Annotated in this window: 13 protein-coding genes and 1 pseudogene; 9 read left to right on the forward strand and 5 right to left on the reverse strand. The window is 68.4% G+C overall.

Annotated elements, in window-relative coordinates:
* Nucleotides 1-27 precede the first annotated feature (27 nt).
* The 5 genes and pseudogenes from ACZ0AE_RS09715 to ACZ0AE_RS09735 all read left to right on the forward strand — a co-directional run bounded on the left by ACZ0AE_RS09715 (nt 28) and on the right by ACZ0AE_RS09735 (nt 4,769).
* A pseudogene (locus ACZ0AE_RS09715) lies at nt 28-1,758 on the forward strand (DUF3857 domain-containing protein).
* A 115-nt stretch (nt 1,759-1,873) separates the two neighbouring features.
* On the forward strand, nt 1,874-2,512 hold the full coding sequence (gene lolA / locus ACZ0AE_RS09720) for an outer membrane lipoprotein periplasmic chaperone LolA (protein WP_463600935.1): 639 nt from the start codon (nt 1,874-1,876) through the stop codon (nt 2,510-2,512).
* A gap of 196 nt (nt 2,513-2,708) precedes the next feature.
* Entirely contained in the window at nt 2,709-4,010 is a 1,302-nt protein-coding gene (locus ACZ0AE_RS09725) for a replication-associated recombination protein A (protein WP_244880110.1), read from the forward strand.
* Nucleotides 4,010-4,408 carry a fluoride efflux transporter CrcB gene (gene crcB / locus ACZ0AE_RS09730; protein ID WP_038688376.1) on the forward strand — a complete coding sequence of 133 codons (399 nt, stop codon included), beginning with the start codon at nt 4,010-4,012 and terminating at the stop codon, nt 4,406-4,408. The genes ACZ0AE_RS09725 and crcB overlap by 1 nt, the downstream gene beginning before the upstream one ends.
* Before the next feature lie 88 nt (nt 4,409-4,496).
* Nucleotides 4,497-4,769: a hypothetical protein gene (locus tag ACZ0AE_RS09735; RefSeq protein WP_038688374.1), complete on the forward strand. Its 273-nt coding sequence runs from the start codon at nt 4,497-4,499 to the stop codon at nt 4,767-4,769.
* On the opposite strand, the gene ACZ0AE_RS09740 is transcribed toward ACZ0AE_RS09735, so the two are convergent.
* The 4 genes from ACZ0AE_RS09740 to ACZ0AE_RS09755 all read right to left on the reverse strand — a co-directional run bounded on the left by ACZ0AE_RS09740 (nt 4,762) and on the right by ACZ0AE_RS09755 (nt 9,786).
* Nucleotides 4,762-7,050, reverse strand: a complete 2,289-nt coding sequence (locus tag ACZ0AE_RS09740) for an ATP-binding protein (RefSeq protein WP_463600936.1) — start codon at nt 7,048-7,050, stop codon at nt 4,762-4,764. The two genes, ACZ0AE_RS09735 and ACZ0AE_RS09740, sit on opposite strands and share 8 nt — an antisense overlap.
* Nucleotides 7,047-7,673, reverse strand: coding sequence for a response regulator (locus ACZ0AE_RS09745; protein WP_447593529.1), 627 nt, complete (start codon nt 7,671-7,673; stop codon nt 7,047-7,049). Before ACZ0AE_RS09745 ends, ACZ0AE_RS09740 begins: the two co-directional genes overlap by 4 nt.
* A gap of 192 nt (nt 7,674-7,865) precedes the next feature.
* The gene (locus ACZ0AE_RS09750; protein ID WP_447593531.1) at nt 7,866-8,747 is read right to left on the reverse strand and encodes a LysR substrate-binding domain-containing protein; all 882 of its coding nucleotides are present in this window, start codon (nt 8,745-8,747) and stop codon (nt 7,866-7,868) included.
* A gap of 70 nt (nt 8,748-8,817) precedes the next feature.
* A complete protein-coding gene (locus ACZ0AE_RS09755; protein WP_463600937.1) occupies nt 8,818-9,786 on the reverse strand; it encodes a helix-turn-helix transcriptional regulator in 969 nt (322 codons plus the stop codon).
* Nucleotides 9,787-9,907: 121 nt separating this feature from the next.
* On the opposite strand from ACZ0AE_RS09755, the gene ACZ0AE_RS09760 reads away from it, so the two are divergent.
* The 3 genes from ACZ0AE_RS09760 to ACZ0AE_RS09770 all read left to right on the forward strand — a co-directional run bounded on the left by ACZ0AE_RS09760 (nt 9,908) and on the right by ACZ0AE_RS09770 (nt 12,583).
* Nucleotides 9,908-10,513 carry a glutathione S-transferase family protein gene (locus tag ACZ0AE_RS09760; protein WP_463600938.1) on the forward strand — a complete coding sequence of 202 codons (606 nt, stop codon included), beginning with the start codon at nt 9,908-9,910 and terminating at the stop codon, nt 10,511-10,513.
* A 139-nt stretch (nt 10,514-10,652) separates the two neighbouring features.
* Nucleotides 10,653-12,101, forward strand: a complete 1,449-nt coding sequence (locus ACZ0AE_RS09765) for an amidohydrolase family protein (protein ID WP_463600939.1) — start codon at nt 10,653-10,655, stop codon at nt 12,099-12,101.
* Between the two features lie 119 nt (nt 12,102-12,220).
* Nucleotides 12,221-12,583, forward strand: coding sequence for a DUF805 domain-containing protein (locus tag ACZ0AE_RS09770; protein ID WP_244880239.1), 363 nt, complete (start codon nt 12,221-12,223; stop codon nt 12,581-12,583).
* Nucleotides 12,584-12,699: 116 nt separating this feature from the next.
* On the opposite strand, the gene ACZ0AE_RS09775 is transcribed toward ACZ0AE_RS09770, so the two are convergent.
* Nucleotides 12,700-13,317, reverse strand: coding sequence for an NAD(P)H-dependent oxidoreductase (locus tag ACZ0AE_RS09775; protein WP_463600940.1), 618 nt, complete (start codon nt 13,315-13,317; stop codon nt 12,700-12,702).
* 76 nt (nt 13,318-13,393) lie between these two features.
* Between ACZ0AE_RS09775 and ACZ0AE_RS09780 the strand changes: the two genes are divergently transcribed.
* Nucleotides 13,394-14,002: a TetR/AcrR family transcriptional regulator gene (locus ACZ0AE_RS09780; protein WP_463600941.1), complete on the forward strand. Its 609-nt coding sequence runs from the start codon at nt 13,394-13,396 to the stop codon at nt 14,000-14,002.
* Nucleotides 14,003-14,156 lie beyond the last annotated feature (154 nt).

Here is a 14,156-nt window from a genome sequence, read left to right on the forward strand (position 1 = left end):
TGGTGGGTGGTGGGCGGGCTGGCGCTGATGGCGACCGCCGCGCATGCCGGTGTGACGCCGGCAGTCCCGGCCACGTCCCCTGCTGCAGCGGCGCCAGTGGAGCAGGGCGCCGACGCGCAGGCCAGCAACAACTTCAGTTTCGTGCGCTATCGCGCCGACTATGCCGTGCGCCCCGATGCGGGCAACGTGCAGACCGAAGAGTACGAGATCCTGCTCAAGACCAAGGCGGCCGTCGAGCAGTTCAGCCAGGTGCGCCTGAGCTACAGCGAAAAGATGGAGACGCTGGACGTGCTGGCGGCCTATACGCTGACCGCCGATGGCCAGCGCCGCGACGTACCGGCCGATCGCATCTATACCCAGGAAAGCTACTCCAGCGCGGCCGCGGCGATGTATGCCGACCGCAAGGTGCGGGTGGTGGTGTTTCCGAACCTGGCCCCCGGCACGCGGGTGGTGTACCAGACCCGGCGGACCCAGAACACGCCGTACTTCCCGGGCTATTTCGGCCTGTGGGAAACCTTCAGCGTGTTCACCCAGTACGACGACGCACGGGTCACGCTGTCGGCGCCTGCCGCCATGCCGATGTTCGTGCAGCAACGCGGCGTGCAGGGCAGTGACACTCCCATCATCCGTGACGGGCAGGCGCACTGGGAGTGGCATTACCAGCGGCGCACGCCGATGCAGGCGCAGAACTGGTCGGCCGCGGCCTGGGAGTTCAGCCCGACCATCATGGCCAGCACCTACCGCGACTGGGCCCAGGTGGCCCGTGCCTACCAGCTCAAGGGCGGCGAGGCGGCGAAGGTGACGCCCGGCATCCAGGCGCTGGCCGACCAGCTCACCGCCGGCATCGCCGACCGTCGGGAGCAGGCCGCCGCGCTGTATCGCTGGGTGTCGCAGAACATCCGCTACGTGGCGGTGTACCTGGGCAACGGCGGGCTGGAGCCGACCCGAATTCGACCTGTACCTGGATTCCACCAGCGCCTACGCCCGCTTTGGCCAGTTGCCCGACGGCGACCTTGGCGCGCCGGTACTGCTGACCCGCCAGGCCACCGTGGCGCGCACGCCGGAAAACGATGCGTCGCGCAACGGCAACGGGCTGGAGGTGGGCTTCCGCTTCGATGCGGCGGGCAACCTGAGCGGGCAGACCGTGCAGCAGCCCAGCGAAATCAGCGAGATCGGCATGCGCGGTTCCTTTGCCCGCCTCAACGCACAGAACCGCGCCCGGGTGGAGGAGTCGATCATGGCCTCGTCCGGGTTCGACGGCAGCGGTACGTTGACCCTGCTGGGGGATCCGCAGGATCTGACCCGGCCGTTCAACTACCGCTACGACTTCCATGCCAGTGACTACGTGGATTTCGGTGCGGTCGGTGGCATGCCGCTGCCGGATGCGCCCGGGGCGAATCGTTCCGCGACATCTACACCACCACCTCGGCACCGACCAACGACACCCCGTTCTACTGCACCGACAGCCTGCGCGAGGAAACCTACCGGCTGCAGTTCCCGGCCGGCGTGCCGATCGTGGCCATCCCGCGCAGTCAGCAGTTCCGCAATGCCGCCGGTGAGTACCGGCTGGACTGGACCCGTGACGGCCAGGTCATCACCGCCCACCATCGTCTGCACCAGCGGGCAGTACGCGGGCCGCAGGCGCTGTGCGAAGCGCAGGATTACCCGGCCTTCCGCGCGCTCTACCAGCAGGTCCGGCGCGGGTTCCGCGGCCAGGTGGTGTATGGCGACCTGAAGACGGTCCAGGTCAGTCCCTGACCCTGCGCCACCGGTAGGCGGGCGCAGCGGCGCGGCGCATACTATGCCTGATCGCCCATTCAGGTTTGGCTGGGCACACTGCACTCCATCCTTCCCATCTGTTCGGATACCTCGCATGCACACCACTTTCCGTCGCTACCTGGTTGCCGCCACCCTGGTCATGGCCAGTGTGGGCTCAGCGTCTGCCTGGGCTGGTGCCCGTGATGAGCTCAACCGCTTCACCCAGGGCCTGAAGGGCCTGGACGGGCAGTTCAGCCAGCAGGTGTTCGACAGCAAGGGCAAGGTCAAGGAAAACACCAGCGGCCGGGTCGCGCTGTCGGCGCCGCGCCTGTTCCGCTGGGAGTACATCAAGCCGCACGAACAGCTGATCGTGGCCGACGGCAAAAAGGTGTGGGTGTACGAGCCGGACCTGGAGCAGGCCACCGTGCGTGCACAGGGCGCCGAAGAGCAGAACAGCCCGCTGACCGCGCTGATCAACCCGGCATTGCTGGACAAGCAGTACGACGTCAGTGAAGAGGCGGCCACCCGCGACGGCCTGCAGTGGCTCGCGCTGAGCCCCAAGCGTGAAACCGACACCGCCTTCCAGTACGCCGCCCTGGGCTTCAACGCGCAGGGCCTGGCCCGTATGGAAGTGGTGGACGCCGTTGGCCAGCGCACCGTGATCACCTTCACCGGCTGGAAGCGCAACCCGGGCTTCGCCGCGGGCACCTTCAGCTTCGCGCCGCCCAAGGGCACCGACGTCATCGGCCAGTAGAGCCGGGCTCTGCCCGGCTGGGGCGCAACCGCACGATCAACGGCAGCCGGGCAGAGCCCGGCTCTACGGGGCTGCGGTCACGGGCATATGCCGATGCGTTGGATCGGCGCACGCCCGGCCACGGTAGAATAGGCGCGTGGCCAGAAATCGAACGACATTCAATGGGCCCGATCTGCTGACCGTGGATCGGGACAACATGCGTCCGCTCGCCGAGCGGATGCGCCCGCAGACGCTGGACGAGATGGTGGGGCAGAAGCGCCTGCTCGCGCCCGGTAGTGCATTGCGCCGCGCGGTCGAGTCCGGGCATGTGCACTCGATGATCCTGTGGGGGCCGCCGGGCTGCGGCAAAACCACCCTGGCGCTGCTGCTGGCGCATTACGCCGATGCCGAATTCCGCGCCATCTCGGCCGTGCTGTCCGGGCTGCCCGACGTGCGTCAGGTGCTGGCCGAAGCGGCGCAGCGGTTCGCCGAGGGGCGCCGCACGGTGCTGTTCGTGGACGAGGTGCACCGCTTCAACAAGGCCCAGCAGGATGCGTTCCTGCCGCATATCGAGCGCGGCACCATCGTGTTCGTTGGCGCCACCACCGAAAACCCGTCGTTCGAGCTGAACTCGGCGCTGCTGTCGCGTTGCCGTGTGCATGTGCTTGAAGCGGTGTCGCCGGCCGATATCGTGGAGGCGCTGGAGCGCGCGCTGGACGATGCCGAGCGCGGGCTGGCGGCCGAGCCGGTGCAGGTGGCGGCCGAGTCGCTGCTGGAAATCGCCACCGCCGCCGATGGCGACGTGCGCCGCGCACTGACCCTGCTCGAAATTGCCGCGGAACTGGCCGGCGGTGACGGCGGCAGGATCAGCCCGGAGATGCTGCAGCAGGTGCTGGCCGACCGCACGCGGCGGTTCGACAAGGGCGGCGAGCAGTTCTACGACCAGATCTCGGCGCTGCACAAGTCCGTGCGCAGCTCCAACCCCGACGCCGCGCTGTACTGGCTGACGCGCATGCTGGACGGTGGCTGCGACCCGTCCTACCTGGCCAGGCGCCTGACCCGCATGGCGATCGAGGATATCGGCCTGGCCGACCCGCGCGCGCAGTCGATGGCACTGGAAGCCTGGGACATCTACGAACGACTGGGCAGCCCCGAAGGTGAACTGGCCTTCGCCCAGCTGGTGCTGTACCTGGCCAGCACCGCCAAGTCCAACGCCGGCTACGCCGCCTTCAACCAGGCCAAGGCCGACGTCCGCGACAGCGGCACCGAAGAGGTGCCCCTGCACCTGCGCAACGCGCCGACCAAGCTGATGAAGAACCTCGGCTACGGCGCGGCGTACCAGTACGACCACGACGTGGAAGGCGGCATCGCGCTGGACCAGACCGGGTTCCCGGATGCACTGGGCGAGCGCGTGTATTACCAGCCCGTCGCGCGCGGACTGGAAATCAAGCTGAAGGAAAAGCTGGACCGGCTGCGTGCAGCGCGCGAGCAGGCGCGCGCCGACAAGGGCGGGCAGTGATGGACGGCCTTACCCTCTGGTGGCAGCAGCTGGGGCTGGTGATGGCCGGGGGAGCGCTGGGCGCGGCGCTGCGCTTCATGATCGGCGACGCCATGCTGCGCCAGTTCGGCCATGGGTTTCCGTGGGGAACGTTGACCGCCAACCTGGTCGGCGCGTTCGCCGCCGGCTACCTGATGATGTGGCTGCAGACGCGCGGCAGCCAGGCAGCCTATTGGCGCGCGTTCCTGATCGTGGGGCTGCTGGGCGGGCTCACCACGTTCTCGGCCTTGATGATGGAAACCCTGGTGTTTGCGCGCGGCGGGCGCGGCGCGATGGTGCCGCTGTATCTGGGCGTCACCCTGGTGGGTGGGATGGTGCTGGTGTGGCTGGGTGCGCGCCTTGCCGAAGCGGCGCGCTGAAGGCAAAACACAGAAAGCCGCGCAAAAGGCTGGATTAAAGTGATGTCTCACGATATCGTGCGCGCCCCCGTTTGCATCTTCGTCCGTCATGCGCGATGAACAAGACCCCGGCACCCTGGAGCTGATGCTGCCGCGCAAGCGCGGCCGTCCGCCCACGTTCGGCTATGCGATGACCGATGCACAGCGCGCGGCACGCTACCGTGCGCGTCGCGCCGGCCAGGCCGATCACGCCGATGTGCGCAGCTGCAGCGACATGGTGCTGCTGGACAAGATCCGCGCGGCGATCAGCAGCAAGGACCCGGAGTTGACCGGGTTCCTGGTGCACGTGCTGTGGCAGCGGTATCCGCTGCAGCTCAAGTAACGCGCGAACGCGGCAGCGCACCGGCGTGTGCACGCAGATGGGCAAGCAGCCGATCAGCGTCGAGCCAGTCGGTGGGCGTCTCCAGTGGCGCCTCGTGCAGGTCCGCAGCGGTATCGGCCAGCGCCTCACGTCCCAGCATGCGCAGCACCCCGGTCAGCCGATGCGCATGCCGGCGCAGGGCGGCGACCTGTCGCTGGTCGCGGGCCTGCTGCAGCGCCAACAATTCCTCCTGCAGTGCGTGCACGTACGGCGCCCACATCGGGTCATCGTTGTCCACGGCCTGGCTGCCGTTTGACCCCGGCGTCACCTCCACATCCAGGACTGCCAGCAGCTGCGCCGGGTCCAGCGGCTTGTACAGCACCGCGTCCATGCCGCTGGCACGGCATCGCTGGACATGCGCGGGTGAGCTGGACCCTGAGAATGCCAGCAGGCGCGCCGGCGGGCCGGGCTGCAGCGCCTCGGCGTCGCGCAGCAGGGTCGCCAGCTGGTAGCCGCTCATGTCCTTCAGGTCGCAGTCGATCAATACCACGATGCTTGGTGCGGCACGCTGCGCGCGCAGGGCGCTGGCAGCATCGGCGCATGTCTGGACAGTGGCACCCAGCGCGCTGAGCTGCCGTGCAACGAACGTCCGGGTCAGCGGGTGGTCTTCGACCAGCAGCAGGGTGCAGCCTGCCAACGGGGCGGCAGGCGCAGCCGGCACCGGGGGCGGGGCCGAGGTGGGAAGACAGACGTCGAATCGACTGCCCTGGCCGGGTGCGCTGTGCAGTGCGATCCGGCCCTGCAGTGCGTTCACCAGGTCCCGACAGATCGACAGCCCCAGCCCTGCGCCGCCGGCGTCGGGCGCGTGGCCTGCATGAGCCTGCGCAAATGGCTTGAACACGCTGGCCTGGCGTTCGGCGGGAATGCCGATGCCGGTGTCGCTGATGGTCAGCTGCAGCTCGGTGCCGCCGGCGCGCCGCTGCACCGACAGGGCGACGTCAATGCGGCCCTGTGCGGTGAACTTCAACGCATTGCCCAGCAGGTTGTTGAGGATCTGGCGGAGTGCGGCGGCATCGATCCACAGCAGAGGCAGCGGATCCGGGTTCAGCGCCAGGTCCAGCTGCAGACCCTTGGCGTGGACGCTGGGCCGTACGGCGGCGACGCAGTCGTTGGCCAGTTGTTGGACGTCATGCCAGTCCGGCGCCGGCCGGAACTGCCCGGCGGCCATCCGCGAGTAGTCCAGCGCATGGCCCAGCAGGTGGCGCAGGCCGGTACCGGCGGTGCGCGCCGCGTTGACCAGTTGGCGCTGGCCCGGATCCAGGCCGGACTGGCTCAGCAGGTCCACCGACGCCACCAGTGCCTGTGCAGCGTTGCGCACCTCGTGGCTCATCACCCCGATGAAGCGCGCCTGCCGGCGCTCGTTGCGCTGCGCGGACTGCTGGGTGCGCAGCAGCCAGAAGGCGGCCACCAACAGCAGCGACATCAGCGCGCCGGCCGCCAGCACCTGCCACTGGTAGTGTCGGATCAAGATGCCCAGCGGCGGAATGCTGAGGTAGGTGGTGCGGGCCAGGCGCTGCAGCACCTGGGCATGCTGCTGCGGGGTGATCGCCTGCATCGCCGCATCGATCTCGGCGATCATCCCGTCATCGGCGCTGCGCGCCACCAGGTGGATGGTGGCAGGCAGGTCATCCGGGGCGCGATGCAGCAGCAGGGTGTCGAACTCCCGGCGCACCAGCGGCCGCATCAGCACGTCCAGCCCGAGCGCGGCATCGGTCACGCCGGTTTCCACCGCCGACAGGGCATCGGGCAGGTCCGCCACCGCGATCACCTGCAGTTGCGGATAGTGCCGGCTCAGCCAGGTGACATAGCGGCTGCCCCGGACCACCGCGATGCGATGGGGCGCGCCGTCGCCCAGTACCACCTGCGCCCGCTGTGCGTGTCGGCTGGCCAGCAGCGCCTCGCCGCGGTAGTAAGCGGGCGAGGTGGCCAGCGCACACGGCGGGTGCTCGGGCGGCCCGACCATCAGCATCAGGTCGGCGCGGTCTTCGCACAATGCCTGCACGGCTGCCCAGCTGGAGGGCTCCATGTGTTCGTCGAAGCGCAGCCCGGTGTGCGCGGTGACCAGCGCGGCATAGCCGTGCGCCAGACTGGCGTGGCGGGCGGGAATGGCCTCGCGTGAGAGGGTGCGGTACTGCCCCGGGTCAAGCGCCACCCGCACCGTGCGTGGTGCGGCCGCGGCGCTGGCGGGCGCGGGCGCGGCCAACAGCGCGATCACCAGCAGGCAGTGCCAGCGGCCGTTCACAGCGGACCCAGTTGCGGGCGCAGGGTGAACAGGTCGCGATCGCTGCGCAGGCCGAGTTTGCGGAACGCCGCGTGCTTCTGGGTGCTGATGGTTTTGATGCTGCGGTGGCGGTGCAGGGCGATCTCGCTCACGGTCAGGCCGGACAGGCACAGCCGCAACACGTCGCGCTCGCTGCGGGACAGGGTGGCGTCGGGAAGTACCTGGCCGAACTCCGCCGGCACCCTGCGCTGGCCGTTGGCGACCTGGGTGACGGCGTCGGACAGTGCATCCAGGCGCTCGGTCTTGGTCACCATGCCAGCCGCGCCGGCGCGCAGCACCGCCGACAGCAGCACGCGGCTGGCATGTGCGGTGAACAGCAGCAGGCGGACGGCGGGGAAGCGTTCCCGAAGCAATGCCACCAGGTCCTTGCCGGCCAGGTCATCGCTGGCCAGTGTGTAGTCGACTACCGCCACGTCCACCGGCATGCGCCCCAGGGTGGCGATCAGGTCGTTGCTATGTGCGTGGCTGCCGACGACGTCGAAGCGGGGGTCGGAGGAAAGGTGCACGAAGCTGCCGTGCCGGACAACATCGTGGTCGTCGAGCAGGGCGATCTTCAAGGTGCAGGGGGTGGCCTGTCCGCTCATGGGATCTGTTTGCTGTTGGACAAAGGAAAGCACGCGACGGAGAGTGTTTAGGAATTCTCCTCGCTTGGCTGTGCGGCAATACCGCTTCATTGCGCATTTGCGACGATTCCTATGTCCAGTTCGCGAGCGCCGTCACTATCCAGACGGATCGCCGTCGCCCTGCGGCTGTTCGCCCCGTGCTGCCTGCGGTGCTCAGCGACGCTCGCGGTCGAGCAGTCGTGCGAAGCGGGCGGCCAGTTCGGCCACCAGTGGATCGGCGTTGGGCCGATGCAGCAGCGCGATCTCCATGCTTTCAACCGGCGGCAGACCCTGTCGCCGGGTGAGCACGCGATGGTCGCCGGTGGTGGCGCGCGCGGGCAGCAGGCTGATGCCCATGCCATCGGCCACCGCGCCCTGGATGCCGCTGAGGCTGGAGCTGGTGAAGCTGATGCGCCAGCGTCGGCCCATGGCCTCGACGGCGGCGATCAGGTCGTCGCGGTACAGCCCGAGCGGCGGAAAGGTCACCAGCGGGATCGGGTCCAGGCCAATGCAGGGCGCGCGGGCACTGTCGATCCAGCGCATCGGCTCGGGCCAGCACGCCACCGCCTGCCGGCTGTTGCGGCGTTGTTTGACCAGCACCAGATCCAGTTCGCCATGGTCGTAGCCACTGGCCAGGTCGCGGCTCAGGCCGCTGGTGACCTCCAGCTTCACCTGCGGGTGGCGGCGGTTGAAGCTGGCCAGCAGGCGCGTGGTGCGTGCATTGACGAAGTCCTCCGGCACGCCAAGGCGTACGGTGATCGCCACGGTGGCCCCGGCCAGCGCCTCCAGCATCTGCTCATTGAGGGCCAGCATCTGCCGCGCGATACCGAGCAGCGTCTGCCCGGCATCGGTGGGGTGTACTTCGCGGTTGCCGCGGACCAGCAGCGGATGCCCGGCCATGTCTTCCAGGCGGCGGATCTTCTGGCTGATCGTGGACTGGGTGGAATGCAGGCGCGCGGCGGCCGTGGTGAAGCTGCCGCAGTCGGCGACGGTGACAATGGCGCGCAGCAGGTCCAGGTCGAACAGGCTGCGGTGGGGTCTTGCGGGGGAAGCCACGGTGCCATCCACATCTGGCAGGGGGTGGAGTTCTAGCATGCCGTCGTGGGGGCGGCAAACCCGGCGCGGCTCAGCTGCCCGTGCGTGCCAGGCTGCGTGCTACCCGTTGCCCGGCGTCGCGCAGCTTGTCCTGCAGTTCCGGCGGACCCAGCACCTCGAATTCCAGGTCCAGGGCCATCAACCAGTACACGATGGCGCCCGCCGGGTTGGCACTACAGCGCAGCAGGCAGCGGTGCGCGTCGACGTGTTCCAGTTGCCCGGCCGTGTCGGGGATCTGTCGCCGCATGGCCGCCAAGGGCGCGTGCAGGATGATCCGCGCCGGCTCACTGGATTGGGCAAGTGACAGCGACTGGGCCACCCAGGTGCGCAGGTCGCCATCGCCCGGGCCCGCACGCGGGCTGAAGTGCGCCCCGACCACCGGTGCAGCGGTGATGCGGTCGATGCGGAAGGTGCGCCAGTCTTGCCGGGTGGTGCACCAGGCCACCAGATACCAGCGCCGATCGGTATGCACCACGCCGTGCGGTTCCACGCGGCGCTGGCTGGCCTGGTCGTTGCGGTCGGCGTAGGCAAGGTGCAGCTGCAGCTGGTCGCGGCAGGCGCCCGCCAGCACGGCCAGCAGCCCGGCATCCACCACCGGGCCGGACGGCCCCAGCGGCAGGATCGCCGAGCCCAGCGCGTCCAGCCGCCGGCGCAGGCGGGGTGGCATGACCTGTTCCAGTTTGACCAGGGCGGTGATCGCGGTCTGCTCGATGCCGCTGACGGTGCCGGTCACGGCGGTGCGCAGGGCCACGGCCGTGGCCAGGGCTTCGTCGTCGTCCAGCAGGAGTGGGGGCAGGGCGCGTCCGGCCCGGAACGCGTACCCCCCGGCCACGCCGCTGCTGGCCTGGATCGGGTAGCCCAGCTGGCGCAGGCGGTCGATATCGCGGCGCAGCGTGCGCGGATGCACGCCGGTGCGCTCGGCCAAGGCGGTGCCGGCCCAGTGTGGCCGCGATTGCAGCAGGGACAGCAGGCTGAGCAGGCGGGTCGAGGCGGTGAGCATGGCGGCAGTGTGCGCGACGGTCGCGGACAGAAGGTGTCCGCAATGGTGGCTAGCCTGTGGGTGTGGTGCAAGGCCCCGGCGGCGGCACCCTCCCTCCTAGTCCAACTACACGGAGTTCCGCATGTCCCTCGTCTTCTATTGGCACCCCATGTCCAGTGCCACCCCGGTTGCCTGCGCCTTGGCCGAACTGGCCGTGCCCCACGACCGTGTCAAGATCGATATCCGCACCGGCGAGCAGCGCACGGCGCAGTACCTGGCGATCAATCCCAATGGCAAGGTGCCGTGCCTGGTGGTCGATGGAACGCCGCTGTTCGAAGGCCTGGCCATCCTGCAATGGCTGGGTGCGCAGCATGGCGTGGCGCAGGGGCTGTGGCCGCAGGACGGCACGCCCGAACGCCTGCAGGCGCTGTCGTGGACCACCTGGGCCTACGTGACCTATGCCGCGTTGTTGAACCGGCTGTGGCTGGCCACCCGCGACGAGGCGTTGCGCAGCCACGAGCAGGCCGCTGCCGCTCTGGCGGGCGTCAACGAGCTGCTGGACCTGTTGGAGGTGCGGCTGGCGGAGCGTCCCTGGATGCTGGGCGAGGCGTACTCGCTGGTCGATCTGGTGGTGGGGTCGGTGGTGGGCTATGGCGTCTACTTCGGGGCCGACGTGGAGGCGCATCCGCAGGTGAAGCAGTGGCTGGGGCGGCTGCAGGCGCGCCCGGCGATGCAGGGCGAGGTCTAAGGGGTGCCGGCACTGCCCGGCGCGCACGCTGCCGGGCAGTGCATTTGATTGCTGCATGTTGGCCATGCCGAGATTTAACTGGTGCATGCCGACGCCAGCGCCGTATGGTGGCCCGGTCTTCCCTGATCGTGCCCCGTCCATGAAACCTTCGCTGTGTGCCGTGCTTCCGACCCTGTTGATGCTGGCTGCGCCCGCGTTCTCCGCCGAGCAGGCCGATCTGATCATCCGCCAGGCCACGGTGGTCGACGTGGAGCATGCCAGTACGCAGGCCAATCAGAGTGTGGTGGTACGCGGCGCTGACATCGTCGCCGTCGGTGCGGACAAGGCGATTGCACGGCAGTGGCGCGCGCCGCGCCAGGTGGATGCCAAGGGCCGGTATCTGATTCCCGGGCTGTGGGACATGCACGTGCATTTCGGCGGCGGCCCGGAGCTGATCGAAGAGAACAAGGCGCTGTTGCCGCTGTATATCGCCCATGGCATCACCACCATCCGGGACGCCTCCGGCGACCTGCCCACGCAGGTACTGCAGTGGCGCGGGCAGATCCATGACGGCAGCCTGATGGGGCCGCAACTGTTCACTTCCGGCGCCAAGATCGAAGGGGTGAAGCCGGTCTGGAAGGGCACGATCGAGGTCGGCAACCAGGCCGATCTGGATGCGGCCTTCGTGCGGTTGAAGGAAGACAAGGTCGACTTCGTCAAGATCACCGACAGCACGCTGACCCCGGACCTGTTCCTGGCAGCGGTGCGCGGTGCGCGTGCCAACGGGCTGCGTGCCTCCGGCCACATTCCGATGGCGCTGACCGTGCAGCAGGCGGTGGACGCCGGTATCAGTTCCATCGAACACCTGGACTATGCCTACAAGGCCGGGGTCAAGAACGAAGCGGTGATCGCGGCGGCCTTCGCGGACAAGCGCATCGACCGCGCCGAAGCCAACCGGCAGCTGGACGCCGGCTTCGACCGGGACACGGCGATGGCGGCCTACCGTGGGTTCGCGGCCAAGGGCGTGTACGTCACGCCCACGCTCAACGGCGGACGCATCCTGGATTTCCTCGACCAGGATGACCATGCCAACGATCCGTACCTGGCCTACATCGGCCCCAAGCTGCAGGCGACTTATGCCTGGCGCGTCGAGCGTGCCGCCAAGGCGACGCCGGTGCAGATCGAGGCGCGCCATCGCGAGTACCACCAGGTGGCCGCGGTGCTGCCGATGCTGCAGCAGGCCGGGGTCACGATCATGGCCGGCACCGATGCCGGCTTCCTCAACTCGTTCAACTATCCCGGCATCGGCCTGCACGACGAACTGAGCCTGTTCGTCAAGGAAGGTCTGACCCCTGCGCAGGCACTGTCGGCGGCAACGCGGGCAGGGCCGTCGTGGTTCGGGATGCTGGATCGCTATGGCGGCATCGCGGTGGGCAAGGCCGCCGACATGGTGCTGCTGGACGCGAACCCGCTGCAGGACATCAACGCCACCCGTCGCATCGACACCGTACTGCTGCGTGGCCAGGTGTACGACCGCAAGGCACTGGATGGGTTGCTGGAACAGACCCGGGCCAAGGTGGCGGCGTGGCAGGCTGAAGGCGAGGGTTGAGCGCGGCGTGCTGCTGAGTGCGGCATTGCAAGTTATTGCATGGAGGTGCGCCGGCGTTGGCTTCAAGATGTCGCCGTCCCCTGTGTTCACCCCGAGGATCCATGCTCCCCGTGCGCCACATGCTGCTGGCCTTCCATCGCTACGCCGAATTTGCCGGGCGCTCCAGTCGCCGAGAGTACTGGATGTTCCAGTTGCTGCTCGCGCTGTGCTTTCTGGTTCTGCACGGTATGGTGATGCTGGCGCGTGCGATGGCGAACGCGACGGTGGTGGCGGTGGTCGAGCTTCTGGTGGGGCTGTTGATCATCGGGACGCTGGTGCCGTATCTCTCGGTGACGGTGCGGCGACTGCACGATTTCGATCGTTCGGGCTGGTACGTGATGGTGACGTTGATCCCGATCCTGGGGCCGCTGATGTTGTTTTTGTCCGTACTGGCGCGAGGCGATGCACAGCCGAATCGTTTTGGGGATGTGCCAAAGGAGTGAGCGCCGCCGGGACGCATTGGCAGGGCGACGTCACCATCATCTTCGGTAGTAGTGAGCTCTGAGCGCGGGCGACCTACTGACGGGCAGGCCAGTGCGCTCGCCGCGTTAACGAGGGCTTACGGCGCGGGTGAGGCGGCCGTGCGTGCCCGGTTCACGGCGATAGACCTGCCCAGCGTGGGAGCGGCCGTCAGCGCGCCATCGGCGCCGGTGGTGTCCACTTCCAGCAGCAACGTGGACGACACCACCGGTGCGCCGCAGTAGTCGAAGATGCCGGTGTCGATCTGGGTCTTCATGGCGGTCTCGTAGCCGCGCTTGGTCCAGGTGCGCTGGTCCGCACCGCCCAGGCCGACCAGATGCACCTGCAGGCGCGACAGCTTCTTCTCCACGCGGCCGCTGCTGTCGTCGTAGGCCCAGCCGTTGGAAAAGACCCGGTCGATCCAGCCCTTGAGCTGGGCGGGCATGGCCCACCAGTACACCGGAAACACCAGCACCAGCGTGTCGGCACGGTCCAGCCGGGCCTGCTCGGCCAGCACGTCGTCCGGGAACGGCTGCCGCCGCTGGTGGCCGTCCAGGTCGGCCTGGGTGAAGCGCGGGTCGAAGCCTTCGCTGGCCAGGTCGGCCATTTCGACGGTCGCGGTGGGGTGGGCGCTGATGATCCCGTCGCGGATGCGAGCGGCCACGGCGTGGGTGAGGGAATCCGGGTTGGGGTGCGACGTCACGATCAGGGTGTGCATGGGGGAATCCAGGTGCCGGGGGAGGGTGTATACTTTTGGTAAGTTACGTCCAGTAAGTTACGATTGGTATATAGCGATGTCAAGCCGCCTGCCTGAACCTCCGGATGCCGCGCCCCGTCGCCGGCTGAGCCGCGCCGACCGGCAGCAGCAACTGCTGACCGAGGCGTGGCGACTGGTGCGCGAGGAGGGCACCGATGCCCTGACACTGGGGCGATTGGCCGAGCGGTCCGGCGTGACCAAGCCGGTGGTGTACGACCATTTCGGCACCCGCGCCGGATTGCTGGCCGCCCTGTACCGCGATTTCGACGCGCGCCAGGACGTGGTGCTGCAGACGGCACTGGCCGCCGCCGGCCCGACCCTGCAGGAAAAAGCCGACGTGATTGCGCAGGCCTACGTGGCGTGCGTGCAGACCCAGGGGCGCGAAATTCCCGGTGTGGTGGCGGCGCTGGCCGGCTCGCCGGAGCTGGCGCGCGTCAAACGCGAGTACGAGACGGTGTTCATCGAGCAGTGCCGCGCGCTGCTGGCGCCGTTCGCGCGTGACCAGTCGCTGCCGTCGGTAGGGCTGTGGGGAATGCTGGGCGCGGCGGAAGGGTTGTCGTATGCCGCGGTCAACGGTGACATCACTGCGGCGCAGGCGCAGCGTGAGTTGGCCGAGACGATTGTGTCGATGGTGACGCGCGCCTGAGCACAGGTCGCGACAGGGCGTGGCAGCGTCCGCTGCTTAAGAAGAATGCAAGTCTGCATATGCCACGGGGCGCAGTCGCGACCCCGAAAACGCGCGCGTAGTTCCCTGTCTGCTGTGTCACTGCGATGTCAGTCGCAGGCGGCGTCATGAATTG

Source organism: Stenotrophomonas sp. AC248, from assembly GCF_979258185.1.